13 protein-coding genes are annotated in these 17,009 nt (G+C 59.9%); 2 read left to right on the top strand and 11 right to left on the bottom strand.

From position 1 onward, the window contains the following. Positions 1 to 694: 694 nt before the first annotated feature. Together E7Y32_RS10790 and E7Y32_RS10785 are read right to left on the bottom strand one after the other, a co-directional pair. Positions 695 to 1,075, bottom strand: a complete 381-nt coding sequence (locus E7Y32_RS10790; RefSeq protein ID WP_146337108.1) for a DUF2304 domain-containing protein — start codon at positions 1,073 to 1,075, stop codon at positions 695 to 697. Positions 1,076 to 1,090: 15 nt separating this feature from the next. Beyond that, entirely contained in the window at positions 1,091 to 1,729 is a 639-nt protein-coding gene (locus tag E7Y32_RS10785; RefSeq protein ID WP_146337107.1) for a glycosyltransferase family 2 protein, read from the bottom strand. A 174-nt stretch (positions 1,730 to 1,903) separates the two neighbouring features. Between E7Y32_RS10785 and E7Y32_RS10780 the strand changes: the two genes are divergently transcribed. Next, on the top strand, positions 1,904 to 3,067 hold the full coding sequence (locus E7Y32_RS10780) for a glycosyltransferase family 4 protein (RefSeq protein ID WP_186466974.1): 1,164 nt from the start codon (positions 1,904 to 1,906) through the stop codon (positions 3,065 to 3,067). A 1,156-nt stretch (positions 3,068 to 4,223) separates the two neighbouring features. On the opposite strand, the gene E7Y32_RS16435 is transcribed toward E7Y32_RS10780, so the two are convergent. The 4 genes from E7Y32_RS16435 to E7Y32_RS10760 form a co-directional block, all read right to left on the bottom strand. Further along, positions 4,224 to 4,412 carry an ATP-binding protein gene (locus E7Y32_RS16435; RefSeq protein ID WP_261382414.1) on the bottom strand — a complete coding sequence of 63 codons (189 nt, stop codon included), beginning with the start codon at positions 4,410 to 4,412 and terminating at the stop codon, positions 4,224 to 4,226. A gap of 50 nt (positions 4,413 to 4,462) precedes the next feature. Continuing rightward, a complete protein-coding gene (locus E7Y32_RS16430) occupies positions 4,463 to 4,711 on the bottom strand; it encodes a hypothetical protein (protein WP_261382623.1) in 249 nt (82 codons plus the stop codon). Between the two features lie 1,012 nt (positions 4,712 to 5,723). Further along, a complete protein-coding gene (locus E7Y32_RS16530; RefSeq protein WP_315897998.1) occupies positions 5,724 to 7,643 on the bottom strand; it encodes a DUF6541 family protein in 1,920 nt (639 codons plus the stop codon). A 138-nt stretch (positions 7,644 to 7,781) separates the two neighbouring features. After that, positions 7,782 to 9,923 (bottom strand): acyltransferase family protein, encoded by a 2,142-nt coding sequence (locus E7Y32_RS10760; protein WP_146337104.1) that lies wholly within the window; start codon positions 9,921 to 9,923, stop codon positions 7,782 to 7,784. Between the two features lie 435 nt (positions 9,924 to 10,358). On the opposite strand from E7Y32_RS10760, the gene E7Y32_RS10755 reads away from it, so the two are divergent. Next, positions 10,359 to 11,489 (top strand): polysaccharide pyruvyl transferase family protein, encoded by a 1,131-nt coding sequence (locus E7Y32_RS10755; RefSeq protein ID WP_146337103.1) that lies wholly within the window; start codon positions 10,359 to 10,361, stop codon positions 11,487 to 11,489. Between the two features lie 83 nt (positions 11,490 to 11,572). On the opposite strand, the gene E7Y32_RS10750 is transcribed toward E7Y32_RS10755, so the two are convergent. The 5 genes from E7Y32_RS10750 to glf are packed head-to-tail and all read right to left on the bottom strand — an operon-like array spanning position 11,573 to position 16,925. Beyond that, positions 11,573 to 12,475: a glycosyltransferase gene (locus E7Y32_RS10750; protein WP_222433444.1), complete on the bottom strand. Its 903-nt coding sequence runs from the start codon at positions 12,473 to 12,475 to the stop codon at positions 11,573 to 11,575. Next, the gene (locus E7Y32_RS10745; RefSeq protein WP_222433443.1) at positions 12,472 to 14,085 is read right to left on the bottom strand and encodes a glycosyltransferase; all 1,614 of its coding nucleotides are present in this window, start codon (positions 14,083 to 14,085) and stop codon (positions 12,472 to 12,474) included. Before E7Y32_RS10745 ends, E7Y32_RS10750 begins: the two co-directional genes overlap by 4 nt. A gap of 58 nt (positions 14,086 to 14,143) precedes the next feature. Beyond that, positions 14,144 to 14,875: an ABC transporter ATP-binding protein gene (locus E7Y32_RS10740; RefSeq protein WP_146337101.1), complete on the bottom strand. Its 732-nt coding sequence runs from the start codon at positions 14,873 to 14,875 to the stop codon at positions 14,144 to 14,146. Continuing rightward, complete coding sequence (locus E7Y32_RS10735; protein WP_146337100.1) at positions 14,875 to 15,741, bottom strand: ABC transporter permease; 867 nt, start codon at positions 15,739 to 15,741, stop codon at positions 14,875 to 14,877. Before E7Y32_RS10735 ends, E7Y32_RS10740 begins: the two co-directional genes overlap by 1 nt. Next, a complete protein-coding gene (gene glf / locus E7Y32_RS10730) occupies positions 15,738 to 16,925 on the bottom strand; it encodes a UDP-galactopyranose mutase (protein ID WP_146337099.1) in 1,188 nt (395 codons plus the stop codon). The genes E7Y32_RS10735 and glf overlap by 4 nt, the downstream gene beginning before the upstream one ends. Positions 16,926 to 17,009 lie beyond the last annotated feature (84 nt).

Below are 17,009 nucleotides of genomic sequence, written 5' to 3'. Positions count from 1 at the left end.
CACCACTATTTGGCCGCAGTCACGACGCCCGCTGCCGGCACCCACATTACGAAGAGACCTGAACCCGTTGGTCCGGCCTTGTCCCTATCAGCGGTCAACAAGTGCCTCCGAACCCGGCGACAACACCCGCCGGATCATCAATGACAGCGCAGGAAAGTCACACCTGGTCCGGCGACCATGTCCCCGGCGATCGGGCACCCAATAAATGTAACGGGTCCACGACTCTCGGAGTGTGAACCTCCGACCGGGATCCGCAACAAGCGGCCAGACTAGGGCGAACCTGTACGAGCGTGCAATCCCCGGGGAACTGGTCCAGCTGGACGTGAACAAGCTTGGACATATCCCGGAAGCTTGGGGCTGGCATGCCCATGGCCGTTCGGAGCCGGCGAAAGGGCCCGGGATCAGTTAAACCATGTCCTTGTTGCCATCGATGACCACATCCGCATCTACTAAGCCTGAATCCTCCCGGACGAAGGAGACTCCACCGCTCCCGAATTCCTCACCAACGCCGCGGGCTAATTCGCGGAGCACTTCATCAATCGGTCGGACCCGTTATCTCCGGCAATTCTTTCGCCAACCGCAACTCCAGGCTCCGGCACTACAACAATGAACTAGTCCACACGGGAATCGCGACTATACTCATGACCCGAGTGTCACCCCAGTATGACTGAGTACACTTGGGGCCCAGAAATGCTCAGGCGTTGCTCGGACAAGTGGGCGATTCGCTGGCGACGTGCATGCCAGGCTTCGGCACTTCGTCGATGGCAATCCGGCGGGCGAGCTTCGTCATGGAAATCTCCATTTGGCGAAACCGCTGGTAGGTGGTGGACATGAACACCAACACTGAAACGATGGTGCCGTAGAGCACCAAGTCCGTTCCACGGCCTACGCCGAAGAAGCTCGCGACGCTCGAGAGCAGGCTCGGAAAGAAGATCGAGAGAACGGCCACGAGGGCGAACAGAACTAGCATCATCCGGCGGATGGCAAGGTGTCGGGCGTTCGATCCCCCGCGCATCAGCGCCACGGAGACGATGATGACAGCTAGGACTAGCGCTATCTGCACGAAGATCAACATGTCAGTGGGCCTTTGCTACTTGAAGAAAAGTTCGAAGACAATATTGACGGCGTTCAGCAGCGACTGCCCCTTTGCTTTGGAGTAATCCGTATAGATGATCTCCACGGGATGCTCCACATAGCGAGGCTTGATCTTCGCCAATTGGTGAACCAGTTCGGAGGCATGGGCCATGCGGTTCTGGGTTAGATGAATGCGGCTGGCCACGGAAGGGCTTACCGCGCGAAGTCCGTTGTGCGCGTCGGTCAGGTCCATGCCAGTGGCAAGCCGTGACTGGATGGCGGCGGTCTTTAGCACCACGCGTTTGGCGCGGGAAAGTCTCGTCCGTTTGTCCAGGAAACGTGAACCCAGAACGATGTCGGCCTCACCGCTGCGGATCCGTTCCACCATTGCCTTGGCATCCTCAACGCGGTGTTGGCCATCGGCGTCAAACGTCACTATGCAATCAAGTTCGGGGTCTTGGAGGGCGTAGTCGAATCCGGTTTGCAAGGCAGCCCCCTGACCGAGGTTGACTGGGTGCTGGACAACCACCGCCCCCGCCGCCTTGGCTACATCCTGAGACCCGTCTGAGCTACCGTCGTCAACGCAGACAACGTTGGGAAACTCCTTCCGAAGATCCTCCACGACCCCGCCTACGACGGAAGCCTCGTTGTACATAGGAATAACGAACCAAGTGCGACTCACAAGAGTCTAGTATTCCATACGAAAGCGGTCCACTTCCCCTGTCAAGCCCAAAGGGTATGCTTGTTTGCACTTAGACCCGGCGCATCGGGCCGTCGCTAAGTTCAGACGACAGCGATGTGCATCCCCGATAGAAAGTTGCCTGTAACTTTGACCGCCCCCGTTCGTCCGGCTCCGGACTCCGCCCGCCATATTGCGTTCATCGTGAACAACTACCTGCCCAACGTCGGCGGCGTCGAATTCCACGTGGCCGCACTCGCTAGTCAGCTCGCCAGCCTTGGCGTGCGGGTCAGCATCTTCGCGCTGAACAACGGAACGCCATCGGATCTGTCCTCCAACCCAAGAATTGTCAGATTCCAGTGCTCGCCAGCCGTCGGCGGCGTCCTTGCCTGGCCCTGGCCCGGCACGACCCGCAAAATCCGTCGAATGCTCGTTGGAGAATCCGTCACGGCAATTTCCACACACACCCGATTCTTCCCAATGTCTCTGATCGGCGTCAGGCTTGCACACCGTCTCGGCATTCCGAGCGTCCATACGGAACACGGCTCCGCGTCAGTGAAGGGCGTCTCGCCGCTAGTGGCCCTCGCCAGCAACCTAATCGACAAGACCATGGGCAGACTCGTGCTCCGTAGAGCCACAAAAGTCCTTTGCATCTCAGAGGGAGCGCGAGACTTCGTCCGCGAACTCGCCGGAGTGAACGGCCAAGTTTTCCATAACGCCATCGACACCGAGTCGTTCTCGCACTGTTCAGACCAAAGCACAGAGGCGCAGGACGCACCTGCCGGACGCAAGAAGCTGGTCTACGTAGGGCGCCTAGTGCAGGGCAAGGGCTGGGACGTTGCCTTGGCAACAGCGGAGCGGCTCGCCGCCGATCACCCGGCGATCAAGTTGCATTTCGTTGGTGACGGACCGGATAGGGGGACGCTGGCGGCGAGGGCCGCAGCCTCGCCGCTGGCGGACCGTCTCGTGATCCACGGCCAGCAGCCGCCAGCACGGATTGCGGAGCTCCTGCGCGGCAGCGTCTTCCTGAACCCAACGACGCTGTCTGAGGGTTTCCAGACCACCCTACTTGAGGCGGTGGCGGCCGGAGCCGCCGTCGTCAGCACACCGGTGGGCGCGGCACTCCATCTCCTGGAAGCCGGGGCAGACGTCAGGCTCGCTCAAGCCGACGATACTGATGCCTGGATCGACGAAGTCCGGCAGGCTTTAGACTCCCCCGCTGTTCCGCCAAGCCCAGCTCTCTTGGCTTCGTTCGATTGGAAGCGGCGTGCCGCCGAATATTTGAGGGTCATAGATGCCCTCCCTAACACTTAAGACACGGCCGGCGTGCTTTTGGCACCCGTCTAGGACCCTGCTAATCTAACCCGGCGCATTGAGCCCCGACTGTTGGACTATGGTTGCTTATCCCTAGTCTCGCTCCCTTGGGGGTCGTGTTGACGGTCGGCGGGAAATCCCAGATGCTAGGGCGTTGGCCGGGGCTCGATAATGCAGCGTCGATGAGGGCACCGCTCCCTTCCCAACAAACGGTCCACGCGCTTCATCGTCCTCGTGCATCTGGCGGGGAACCACGGCGCTGAGAGTCTACGCGATCGGCTGGCTGAATCGAAGCGCCCTCTCCCGCCCCGCCAGCGCCGTTCCCTGATATGGGAACAGGGCCAGCGACCACGCGAGGTTCTGGGTCGGCAGAGTCCCATGGAGCACCTGGGTAGACTAGCTTTACCCGCGGAGGAACCACATACCGTTGCAACGACCGCTGAAATCCGTCCGGTTGACGGCTGAACCACCTGTTCCAAACGATCGGACGGGTGATCAAAGTGGAGGATTGAGCTAATCCGGCGGTTGCATCTTACCGAGGGAGAATAGATGAGGTCGATAGCGGCACGGCTGGGCATTTCCCGGAACTCGGTTTCGAAGTTGGTCGGGGCGGATATTTCGGCGACGTATGCGAGGGCCCCTCTGGATTCCGGGATCGAGGCGGTGGAGCCGGCGGTCAGGGCCCTGCTCGAGGAGAATCTGCGGATGCCGGCGACAGTGCTCGCCGAACGTGTGGGCTGGCACGGGTCTTCCCTTGGTTCCGAGAAGAGTAAGCAGGATCCGGGCGGAGTATGGCCCTGCCGATCCCGCCGACGGAATCAGTTACGAACCGGGCGGACTGCGACCTGTTCCCGGAGGTGCGGATACGCATCGGGAACGGGAAGCCCAGAATGCTGTAGGCGCTGGTGATGGTGTGCTCGCGTTTGCGATTCATAAGAGCCCGAATCATCCCGTCCCCGGAGGACGGGGGACCAGCTGGCCCGGATGTGTGTGATGCTCGGATCCCAAGATGCGGTCCCGTGGAGACTGATCCAGTTCTGTCCACTGGTTGTGTCAGAGATGCTTGAAAACTAAGCCGTTTCGTGGGTTGAAAAGTGAGCCGCGTTGACTTGGTGATTCTGCCCTAAATTCCGGTCGTGTCGAGGCAGGAAGTCCGTCAGCGTGAGTTTGCGACGGTGGCGCGAACCCTCGAGTGTGACGACTTCGCTGTGGTGGACGATACGGCGATCATAGCCGAGGCGACGATCTGGTCTCCGAACACATCTCGCCATCGGGCGAACGGCAGGTTCGAGGTCAAAATCAACGATACGTGCTGGCAGCGTGATGAGACGAGTTGGAAGAACATATTCGTAGCGTCCTGTTCGACCGGGTGTTAGCCGACTGCATCGACGATGATCAGATCGTAGTGGTGGAGCCGGACCAGCTCTTGGGGCAGACGACCGCTCTGGTGGGCGGCCCAGTCGATGGCGGTCGCGAATAGGACGAGGTGGCCCAGCTGGGTGACGCGCAGCCCCAGACCGGTCTCGAGATGTGTTTGCCAGTTCCGGACGGCCCGAGCAGGACGATGTTGGACACTTCGCTAATGAACGCGCTGGCGAGTCGCGTATTGAGGCGGGGCTCGTGGTCAAAGTTGAAGTCATCCAGCGACTTGTGGGCGGGGACGCCCGCGGCCCTGGCACGGAATTCGTTTCCGGGGGCTTCCTGGGGGCACCTCCCGCGAGAGTACCGCTACCAGGCACCCCTGGTCCAGCCAGCCTCGCGGGCCTGGTCGGCGAAGCTGGCTGCTGCTTCCCGGACCCGTCATGCCTTCGGTGGCTTCCGACCCACCGGCCGTCGAGGCTGATCGTGACTGTTTCCAGATCCGCGGTGACGTCGACTGCGGGTGGACGGAGTAGTGGTTGGATCCCCTCCGGGCGCAGTGGTCCCGCGGAAGCTGGACCTTCGCGGCGAATCCCCTGACGGGCGGAACAGGCGGCAACGGCAGCATGGAGGTCATTGTCCTGAGCGGGCAGGGCGCTACTGTGCGCCGGACCAGCCGGGCATTCGCCACGGGCAGCCAGTCCATGAGCTGGGCGTCGAAATCCTTCGGCGGCGCGAAGGTCCGTCCGGCAGGAAGGAGCTCTCAAGGAACTGTTTGGCCCGCTCCACGACTCCCTTGCTCTCCGGGTCGTAGGGCCCTGACCTGTACGATCCGGGTGACAAGGCCCCCCGCGAAGGCCTCCGCTCCGGCGGCGTCGCTATCCCACCGCCCGATGACGGTCTCGTTGACCCGGATCAGCCGCCGCGGAACCGGGCGCAGGAACCCGAGCGCTCCCACATCCCGGCTAACAGATCCACGATCATCCGGGAGGGGATCATCCGGTCCACGATGAACCGCGACTTCGAGGAGACCACCACTAGCAAACGTATGTGGGAATTACAGGTGGGCGAATACAAGTATGCTTATTCCCTCAAGAATGACTTTGAAGTCACGACCGTCCCCATTGTCCCAAGAATCAGCCCAGTTGGGTACTCGATTCCGTCGTCGACAATCAACAAATTCGCTACGTAGAAGACGTGTCCCAGGAAATTCCGATTGCTGCAAGTGACATAACTAACCACCGTATGGGACGTCTAAAAGTTATTCACGGGGACTTGCTTCAATGGTTTGTACGAATCAGCGATTGCTTAATAAGTTGCAAGCCTCAATTTTATACAACTTAGCGTCGCCCTGGGCGTCTATCAGCTTCCCCACGCCGGTGGCTTCAAGATTGTCGAGTCCGTAGTACCCGTGATCGGCGCCGTGGACCTCTTTGTGCCCAAAGTCCAGAACATAGCCCACACCAAGAGCATGCACCGACGAGCAAACATCCGGATCGCTGTTGGCATCTCTTAGATGCTGGTTAATCTTCCTAGCGTCTAAGGAGATGTCACTGAAGAGGTGGAGTTGAAGCGTCTTTCGATCAGCCAGGGCAAAAGCAAGCGAGCTTCCATTCCAAGGATTTGCAGCAATCGCCACATTGGCCGGCACGTGGTCGCGAAGCCGATGAATTAGCGTCAACTCGTCTAAGGACAATAACGTCGAACTCGACGAGATTCTGTATCCCCCAGCCGCATTGCGGGCTGCTGCCTTGACATTGGCTTGTTGCGTTGCGAGCACGAGCAGCACGATAAGGACGCCCACGCTGGCACCACGTATCCAGAACTGCCCTTTCAAATTAGCGTTTTCGCCGTCCAATAAATTCGGAGCTACGGTCTTCAACCTTTTCCTGGCGGCGCTGACTAAAAACATGCAGCCGACGACGGCGAGCGGGAGTGTGGCCGTGGGAAGGAGTGCCGCAAGTCGGGGAGAGTCGTTGTACCAAACGCCCGTGAAAAATGACCTCACCTCACCTACGGGGAAGGACGCCGCGACAACGAAAAATAGACCCAGGACCGCGTACATGCCGACCAGCCATAGTCGCTGGCGGCGGGCAATGGAGACTACCAGCCCCGTTATTGCGAGGACAGACATCACCAGCGAGAGGGGCTGTCCGATTTGCGATCCCGATATTAGTTCTCCGATTGCCCGGCCTGTCGTTTCAACGGGCGGCCAACCTGAAGCTTCGGCTGCAGGTCGAACTGTTGTCCATAGGACATAAGCGATAGCGGCAGCGGCCCCGACGACGAGCACGTGGCCAGCTATCACCGCAGTTGTTGGCACCCCCCGAGCCTTGGACTTCACAGCAGTGCGCCAGCTTAGGCCGAGGACCACCGGCACTAACACTGCCAGCAACGTCATCAAGATACTGGGGTGGGACAGCGTCAAGCCTGGGAGCGATGCCGCTAGGAGAATCCAACTAGTGGACCGTGGCGACCCATCCTCGACTCCGGCCGCGAGTGCACCCACGGCGGTCGCTATAGTCGCCGGAAGCAAGCTGATTCCCAATGCATACGGGTAAAGGACTCCGTAGTCCATCATGAGAATTGGGAAAGCACCGAAACCGGCAGCAAGGACTCCGGCAATCAAGGTGGGCAACACCTGCCTGCCCACTGTGCGCTGTACGAGTAGTATGCACCCAAGCGGCCAAACTACAGCCCCTATACATACATTTATTGCTACCACAGCCGAGGGAATGTGCGCTCCAGTGAGTTGCAGAAGAAGCGAAACTGCGTCATGCCATGCCGCCGGATAGAAGGCTCCGCCGGTCATTGCCCCCACGGTCAATGACGATGCATTGCCGGTATCGAGAATGTAACGAACTGCGTTTAGGTGGAACACATTGTCAAACGTTTGGGATATAGCGTCTGGTCGACCAAATACGCTTACGAGCCGTCGACCAATGAGTACGGCGGCTAGCACCACCGCTCCTCCTTCAGCTGCGATCTGCCACCGATGACTTCCGTTTGACAGTCGAGTCGGCTCCCGGCGAGGAATTAGACGCGTCAGGAAATGAACGAGCCCAGCCCCAAGGACCGTGACGACAATGACGACTGCCACTGACCAATCGACTCCGGCCCACGGGGCCACTACAGCGGCTATGGATATCAGAGATATCGATATAACGGGGGAAACCGCAATTAGGACAAAGCCGCGAGCCCGAGCAAAAAAGGCCACGATGGCCCCAGGCACGATCAAGATCGCCAAAGCAATGAGCACGGTCGGGAGAATTGACCACCAGGACACGTAATACCTTTCGAATTATTGAGGAGGCATGAAAATCGGCATGGACACAAGAGGTGATCCTGGATATTTCTAGGATGCGTCCCTAAGTTGGGCTTCGAACTTCGGCACCAGCAGTTCTACGACTTCTCTATTGAGGTGGTCCTTGTCGAAGTAGATCGAAATGCCTCCCACGGCAGCGTGACACCGCTCGCCGTCGCAGAAGTATCTGCTCATGTCTAGTCCGCTCACCGAGGGGAGTTTTAGGGCCTGAACTGCGGCCTTCATTGGGTCGGCGGGCAGGGCTAACGAGACGTCCGCAGCACACTGAACTGGATAGTCAGAGTGGACCGCCAAACAGTCGACACTGCGTACGGCCTCATTTAGCGGCGGATCGTAGATGGGAAAAACCCGGATACCTAAAGCCGAAAGTCGAGTCCAGTCTCGCATCAGACCGTCCCGAAACTGTTCAAGCTGGCCACGGCCTGTGCCGTCGTCGATCTGTTCTCCCGCACCAAACATGGAGATGAAGATTCTTGCCGGTCGGTCCCTTTCAATGGCATTCATCGTCGCCCGACTCCACCGCATGCATGCTTCCGCGGTCCCGGAGTCCGCCGGCTGGCCCCGGTATCCGACGTACTTAGCGTCGACGATCGGGCAGGCGCCGAAGTAACTCCATTTGACTATCCAGTGATTCCGTCGTCCAAGTTCAAAGATTGCGGCTTGCCACTGTTGCGCATGTGAGTCCCCTACCAGCCACACTGTTTCGGCGTCGGCAGCGCCTGCGGAGAAATCACACACTGTGGGACTGCCGCTCGGATCGTCATGGAGGGTGTTGCCATCCTGGGGACAATCGGCGGGCCTCGTAAAGTACTCGTTGGAGGAACCCATATTCGGCAGCGCAACGGCCTCCTCAAAGGGCGAACTGCAACCTTCAGTATCAACGGCGGATGGGCCGTGGCAGGGGCCCGATGCCTGTTCGGCCGCCGTTGCCTTGGCTTCGTCAGCTTTGTCGTCAGCGAGGGCGATCAGCCCGACCCCGGCCAGGCTGACGACGAGCATGGCAGCGAGGGTAGCTGTGAAAACCCGACCGCCTTTCGGGGCGCTGCCCGGTTTTTGGAGCCACCGGTCTTCTACCGCCACCTTCGTAATCCACGCCAGGGCGATGGCAAGCGCCAAAATGCCGAGTTTCATCGGCGACGAAAGTTCCGACCCAAACATGAAGGGCGCCAAGACAATGAGCGGCCAGTGCCAAAGGTAGACCGAATAGGAGACGTTCCCCAAGAACTGTATAGGAGCAAGGCCCGAAACCTTGTCGTGCCACAACCCAGCCCCTGGTGCCCCCTGGGTCCCTGCAAGAATGACCAATGCGGTGCCGACTGCGGGTACGAGGGCCGTCCAACCGGGAAATGGGGTCGAATGATTGTAGATCAGGGCCGATCCTATAATCATTGCGAAACCTGTTAGTGAAAGTATGTTCCGCCCGACGGGTGTTAGTGATTTCGGAACACATAACAATGCCACCAGGGCCCCGAAACCGAACTCCCAGACCCGGCCAGGAGTGACGAAGTATGCCTGGTTGTGTGCAACGCTCGTAAAATAAATACTGAAGGCTAGGCTGAGCCCAGTTGCAGTCAGCACTCCGGCAATCAACACTGACTTCGTTCCCCACTCGCGCCGCTTAGAGAGCATGGCCAGCAAAATGAGCCCCAAGGGCCATACTGCATAGAACTGTTCCTCAACAGACAACGACCAGTAGTGCTGGGCGACAGTCGCCGCTTGGTTCATCGCCGAATAGTCAACCGATCTGGCCGCCAGAACCCAATTTTCGACGTAGAAGACGCTTCCTAGGACCTCCTGGACGGACGCCGCCCAGCGCGTGTAAGGAAGGAAAAGCCAGACACCGGTGAGCGAGACAGCCAACACGGTGAGGGCCGCAGGAAGTAAGCGCCGCACTCGACGGGCGTAGAAGGCCCCTAATTTGATTCCCCCCGTTTGGATGAGCTCCTTGGTCAAGTGGGACGTGATCAGAAAGCCAGAGATGACAAAGAAAACGTCGACGCCAACATAGCCTCCAGCCAACCGGTTCGGCCACAAGTGGTTGGTGACGACCAATGCCACAGCGAGGGCCCTGAGCGCCTGGACGTCGGTTCGGAATCCGATGCGTCTGGTGGCGCGCTGTGCAGAGCGGTCGGATTGCTCGTGGGTCGTCGAAGAGTGAATGGTCGTAGTCATAGATTTGACGATTCTACCCCATCGTGGGATTTGCGGGCGTCTCCTCCTCGCGGACAACAGGCCGACGCGGAGTTGCCTAGGTGTTCACCCCACTGACGTTGTGAATGCGATTGATGGGTGAATTGCCGCCTATGCCGGTATGGCGTTTGTGGTGATAGCAGTTGTAAATCCATGCCTGGTAGGTGCCTTCCCTGGCCTGGTCAGAGGTGGGCGGGTGTAGGCCCGATCGGCTGCCAGGGTGCGGTGGAACCGCTCAATCTTGCCGTCCGTCTGTGGCCGGTAGGCGGGTGTATTCGTGGGTGGCCCGCCCTAGTGCGTCATTGAAGCAGCGTGACCGATAGCAGGAGCCGTTATGGGTCATAACGCGGAGCACGGTGATCCCATGGGAGGCGTGGAGCGCGTCGGCCCGGGCTCAGAAAGTGTTAACCTTGGCCGATGACCGAAATCATCTATCTGGTGGCTTCGGGCGGAAATCCAAACTATGGCGACGAGCTGATCGTAGCGTCCTGGCTGCGGTTTCTAGCCCGAGTGCGCCCCGACGTGTCTGTATGGCTAGATTGCCCCCAACCCGGGACGGCAGGCGCACTTTTTGCTGGAATTCATCCCAAGCTCCACCTCACGAACGCCCTCTGGCGCTCCTGCGCCGAAGCCCCGGAGCAGTCGGCCCAGGGTGTCTGGGAGCACGTAGACCGCGTCGTATCGCTCGGGGGGACGCCGATGTACGATGCGGCCCTTATGGTTTTGGGTGAATCCGAGACCATTCACCTCCTTGGCGGCGGCTACGTCAACGGCGTCTGGCCGGACCACGTCGGGCTGGTCTCCGGAATGCTCGCGGCCGCGCGGCTCAACGGCTGCAGACTGCTCGGCACAGGGCTCGGCCTCCTGCCCCTTCCGGACAACGCCACCCAGCTGAAAGACGCTTTCTCCACTTTTGACAGTCTGAGCGTACGGGACGCCGGCAGTGCTGCGGCGATTGGCGTCGAGCCCGGTCTGGACGATGTCTTCCTTGGTCTGCCTAGTGAGCTGGCGCGCAGCCGCTCCCCAATCGTCCAGGCCCGAGCCAAGGACGTCATGCTCTGCATCCAAAGCGACATGACCGACGAAGAAACGTTCAAGAAGCTGAGCCAGAAGCTTCGGGTAGTCGTTGAGGCAGCAGTCGGCATGGGGATGTCGGTGGGCTACGTCGAGGCAATCCCCGGATCCGACCGCCGGATGTTTGATGCCTTGGGCGGCCTGATCCCCGAAGAGAACTTCGTGCCGTTCGTCCATGTATGGAACGACGGTTTGCCGGTGCGCCCCGGCCAGTCCTGGTACACGTCACGGTTCCACCCGCACATGGTGGCCGCAGCATCCGGGGCAACCGGCGTGGCCATCGGAATTATGGATGACTACTATGACGTCAAGCACCAGTCTCTCCTGGATCTGGGGACCGGTTGGACGTATGCGTCGGCAAGGGCCGACGGCGCGCTCCCGGAACCGACCGGTGACGCAGGCTTTGCAGCCATGGCCCTCAACCTGGCCACCCGGAAACGCACGGAAGCGCTGTCCCTGTATCCCCCGCGCTGATCCCACGTCAAAGTCAACCACATAGCGGCCGTACCTGCCTCCGATGTTCGGAGCTGGTACGGCCGCTATTTCAGTCAAAAAGTTCAGAGGACGCTGCGGACATGCTTCGGCGCAGGGTTGAACTTGATGCCTTCGAGGATTCGCTTGGACACCCCGAGCTGGAGCCGGCGCCCCACACGGCCGCGGCGCATCCAGACATAGGTGCTCACTACAAACCTGAGCCAGTCGAGCTTGTTGTCGTGATGCCAGCGGTAGGAGGACTCGTTGCGGGCGCCGTAATAGAACTTCCACGCATTACTGCGGTTCAGGTCACCGAAGTTCACGCCGCGGTTGTCCGGCATATCGTGGGTGACGATGCTGTCCAAGACCTGGACCCCAGGACCTTCGGCACTGATGCGGAGGGTATATTCCATGTCGTCAAACCAAATGAAGTATTCCACCAACGGCAGGCCGTACTTGGCGATCGACCGGCGCGGGATCAGAACGGATACGAACGAGCAGTTGGTGATGACCACCGTATTCTGCCCCTTGGCGATGAGCCGGCCCCAGTCCCACGCCGTACCAGGATTGTTCATCTCGCAAATCGAGCCGTCGGTGTAGCGCACCAGGGAGCAGCTGTAAGGGACCGGCCGGCCCAGCTCGTTCTCGGCCGAGGCGTGGCCGGCCAAGAGGTTCTCGAGGGCCGTTTCCCCCGTGTAGCAGTCGTCGTCCATGATCCAGACCCAGTCCGCACCGCGCTCGTAGGCACGCTCCATACCGGCCGCAAAGCCTCCGGCGCCGCCGGTGTTGTTCTCCAGACGGACGACCTCTACTCGGGGGTCGTCTTGGTAGACGGCCAGCAGCTGCTGCGTTGAATCGGTGCTGGCGTTGTCGATCACGATCAGCTGGTCGACGCCACGAGACTGCGCCAGGATCGAGTCCAGCACCCGTCCGAGCTTGTCCACCCTGTTGTAAGTGACGACGACTGCCGCGACTTTGTCGGTCATGCTTTCCATCCTTCATAGAGAGCCTTGGTCCACCCGCGAGCATCGGGGAGTTCCTTCAAGGCCGTGATCTTTTCCTGCTGCTCGGCGATGATTTCCTTGCGGAGCACTTCCGACGACATCACAGACTGTGTCAGCCTTACGGCTTCGGCGACAAACGCGAACGGCTGGCGGGGCAGCAGCGCTTTACCCGAGACGAGCGATGCCTGGGAGCCGACATCGGTGGACAGCACCGCGACGTTCATGGCCGTCGCCTCGAAAGTCGTCAGGGTCAGCCCCTCGTTGTCCGAGGAGATCACCAGGAGGTCCGAGTCAGCCAACGTGTCGTCCACTGGCCGCGGCGGGCGGCGGAGTTCAACGCTGCCATCGAGCCCGTAACGTCCGACGAGGCTGGCCGTCTCATCCGAAAGGGCACCGTCTCCGTGCACGATGAACTTGACGTTGTTCCCCGCGGCCTTCTTAAGGGCGGCTGCGTACCGCAGGAAGAGGTAGGGGCGCTTCTGCTGGCTCAGTCGCCCGATGAACGAGATGGTAAACGGCCGGCCAGGTCCAGCATCGCCGGCAGGCGTCAAGGATTCGTCCGACAGCCCGTACAGGGGCGCCAGAGCAACACGGCTCTTCGGCACATCCCGCCGGAGTGTCAGGTAATCGCGGAGCTGCGGGGAGATGACGTGGTGGACGTCGATCACGTTGGAGAGCTTGACCGAGACTTCGACGAAACCTCCGGTACGCCATTCGAGAATGTGCAGGGTATCAACAACCCGGATGGACGGGTCCATGGCTTTGAACCAAGCGAGGCGGTGGTAGAGCCACCCGTTATGATGTACGTGAATTCCGCGGATGGAAAACTCCGATAGCAGAGCCAGTAGCAGATCCGCTTCCTCGCCCGGCGGGAGCGGGAAGGTCAGCGGCAGCACCAGGGCCCCAGCGAGTTCCGGCCGCCCAATCCACGGATGGGAGGAGTCCTTGTCGGTCAGCACGATAGGCAGGAATCCCGCCTCTTTGGCCAAGGCAATAGACTCCAGCGCCCACCGCTCCGCGCCGCCCATTTCGAGCCAGTGCAGCCCGAAAATGATGGCCTGCGGCCGCGCCGGGTCCGGTGCCTCGGTGGCGGCCGCCATCACGCGGGGCGCGGCTATTGGCTGCGCCAGGCGTTTAGGGACCACCCGCTTTTCGTAGACATCCGTGAGTTGCTGCCGCAAGGCGTCGAAGACAACCGGAGCCCCGAACCTTGCATGCTTGAAGACCTTGCCCTTCAGCCCCGCACGATCATAGAAGCTCGTACCCCCCTCAGATCGTTCTCCGCCCAAGTCGATAACGAGTGGAACAACGGTAGCCTTTCCAGGAACGTCGGCTGCCACGGTACTGCGAACAGCAACGGAGCAGACTGCCGTCCTGTCGGCCTTCCACTCCAGGAAGTGGCAGGCCTCACCGGTCAGGCTTGGGAACTCGCCCTCGGGCGCGCGCAGGACAACTGCCTTGAACTCACGCCCCGGTTGGACCAGCGAGTGGTAATTTAAGGCTCCGATAAGCAACCCGACTTCACGCTGGGACAGAACGCCCTCGCCGTCAGCCAGGCCGCTGCCCCCGCCGTCGACGATCTCGAACAACATACGGGCCCTATTCATGGGTTCTTTCGGTGTTATCGTATCCATCTGTTTAGTGGCTCCCTTAGTTTTCCCGCAGTAGACGGACAGCTTCGATGATTGGACCGTCAGCGATCTTGGAACCCTGGCGAAGTACTATTCCCCGGTCGCAGACCTTGCTCACCATGTCGAGGTCGTGGCTGACGACAACGAGCGTGCACCCTGACTCGCGAAGTTCCTGGATGCGCGCAAGGCACTTCTTCTGAAATGGTTCGTCTCCGACCGATAGAATTTCGTCGATCAGGAAGACATCAGGCTTGGTATGCACTGCGACTGAAAATGCTAGACGCAGGAACATGCCGGAGGAGTAGAACTTCACCTCAGTGTCGATAAATTTGCCGATTTCCGAGAACTCAACGATCTCGTCAAAGCGTTCAGTTGTTTCCTGCTCCGTCATCCCCAGGATCACGCCGTTGAGGTAGACGTTTTCTCGCCCCGTCAGATCCGGATGGAATCCTGCACCGACCTCGATCAGCCCGGCAACCTTGCCGCGGGTGCGAATGCTGCCGGTGTCCGAACTCATGACGCCCGAGATCAGTTTCAGCAGGGTGGACTTTCCCGAGCCGTTGAAGCCGAGCAACGCCACCGACTCGCCGGCGTTGACGCTCAGGTCGACGCCGTTCAAAGCCATGAACGTGGACGAGAGATCTCCACGGCGCCCCTTGAACAGCCAGACGACGGTCTCTTTCAGGGAGCGTGTATGGCGGAGGTTGAATCGCTTTGAGACGTTTTCAACAATTATTGCCTCTTTACCCATCACAACTCCTGCGCAAATCTGCCCTCAAGGCGTCGAAATACGGTTTGTCCCAAAATCAAGATGACCAGAGAAATCAACAAACCAATTGGAAGCCACAGCGAAAGCAGATGCTCTGGAAGCCTCGCCCCTTCCGGCGCAGCTTGAACCGCCGCCGTGGGCGCCCAGAAAGCGGCATGGAAAATCTCGACCGCGATCGTCATGGGATTCAGCTGATAGAAGAAGTAAAACGTTTCGCCCAGCGTCTCCTTCACCAAGTACCACGGGTAAAGCACCGGGGACAGCCATGTTGCCATCATGAGCATGAGATCCACGATGTTCTCCGAGTCTCGGAACATGACATTGGCTGCGGCGAAGAGAAGTCCCAAGCCGAGCGACAGCATGATCACCATGACGAAAGCGGCCACCGCACCCGCCAGTTGAACAAAAGAAGGACTCCAGCCGAAGAAGAAGCAGGCCACCAGCAAGATCAACAACTGCGGTAGGAAATGAACTATTGCAACCCATATCGACGACACGGGAAAAAGTTCTCGCGGCAAATAGATCTTCTTAACCAGCGCACCGTTAGCGACGACGGATCGCGTTGCCTGGCCGAACGCCTCAGAAAAGAAGTTAATGAGGATGATTCCAGAAAACATGTAGACAACAAAATTCGGTTGTTTGTTCAGCCCCAGGAAAACCCCTAGGGCGAAATAGAAAACAACGAATTGTACCCCCGGTTTGACGTAGGACCACAGCAGGCCAAGCACTGAACTGCGGTACCGAACCTTGAGCTCTTTGCGGACGATCAGTCGCAGCAGGTCACGGTGCCGGAATACATCAAACAGCCCGCCGCCCTTATCCGGCGCAGCCAGCAATTCTCCGCTCACGCGTCGACTCCTCCGCTTTCAATTTCGGCCCCGCCTTCGAAATGTGGCCGGATCTGGTTGTCGAACATGGTCAGTGCCGACCCGATGGCCATGTGCATGTCCAGGTACTTGTACGTGCCCAGGCGTCCGCCGAACAGGACGTCCTTTTCGGCCGCCGCCAGGTCACGGTACTTGAGCAGGCGTTCGCGGTCCGCGGGGGTGTTGATCGGGTAGTAGGGCTCGTCGCCCTTCTCGGCTGCGCGGGAGAACTCGCGCATGATGACGGTCTTCTCGGTCTGGTAGTCGCGCTCGGGGTGGAAGTGGCGCGGCTCGATGATGCGCGTGTAGGCGACGTCGTCGTCGTTGTAGTTGACCACGGAGGTGCCCTGGAAATCTCCGACGTCGAGCACTTCTTCCTCGAAGTCGATGGTGCGCCAGGAGAGGTCACCTTCGGCGTAGTCGAAGTAGCGGTCCACCGGTCCGGTGTAGACAACGGGGATGGTGCCGACGACCTTGTTCTTGCTGTACTCGTGCGACTCGTCGAAGAAGTCGGTGTTCAGCCGGACCTCGATGTTCGGGTGCTCGGCCATCTTCTCGATCCACGCGGTGTAGCCGTTGGTCGGCAGACCCTCGTACTTGTCGTTGAAGTAGCGGTTGTCGTAGTTGTAGCGCACCGGGAGCCGGGAGATGATGCCGGCGGGCAGGTCCTTAGGATCCGTCTGCCACTGCTTGCCGGTGTAGTGCTTGATGAACGCCTCGTAGAGCGGCCGGCCGATGAGCTGGATGCCCTTGTCGTTGAGGTTCTGCGGGTCGGTGCCCGCCAGTTCGCCGGCCTGTTCCTTGATGAGGTCCTGGGCCTGGCCGGGGGTCAGGTTTGCGCGGAAGAACTGGTTGATGGTGGCCAGGTTGATGGGCAGGGAGTAGACCTCGCCCTTGTGGACGCCGTAAACCTTGTGCACGTAGTTGGTGAACGTCGTGAAGCGGTTGACGTACTCCCACACGCGGTCGTTCGAGGTGTGGAAAAGGTGCGCGCCGTAACGGTGCACTTCAATGCCGGTCTGTTCGTCCTTTTCGCTGTAGGCATTCCCGCCGATGTGGTGGCGGCGGTCGATGACGACGACCTTCAAGCCCAGCTCTGTGGCGGCCTGCTCTGCGATTGTCAGGCCGAAAAAGCCCGACCCTACGATGACAAGGTCAGCGGTCACAAAATCTCCTGGTTCGAATGTGGGCAGCCCAACGTCGTGCATTGTCTGCTGATCCAGCCTACCCGAGAGAGGGTGTGATCCGGC

The sequence above is a fragment of the Arthrobacter sp. UKPF54-2 genome, assembly GCF_007858535.1.
Classification (GTDB): domain Bacteria; phylum Actinomycetota; class Actinomycetes; order Actinomycetales; family Micrococcaceae; genus Arthrobacter.
Note: the sequence above shows the minus strand (reverse complement) of the source record. Positions and strands in the feature narration are given on the sequence as shown.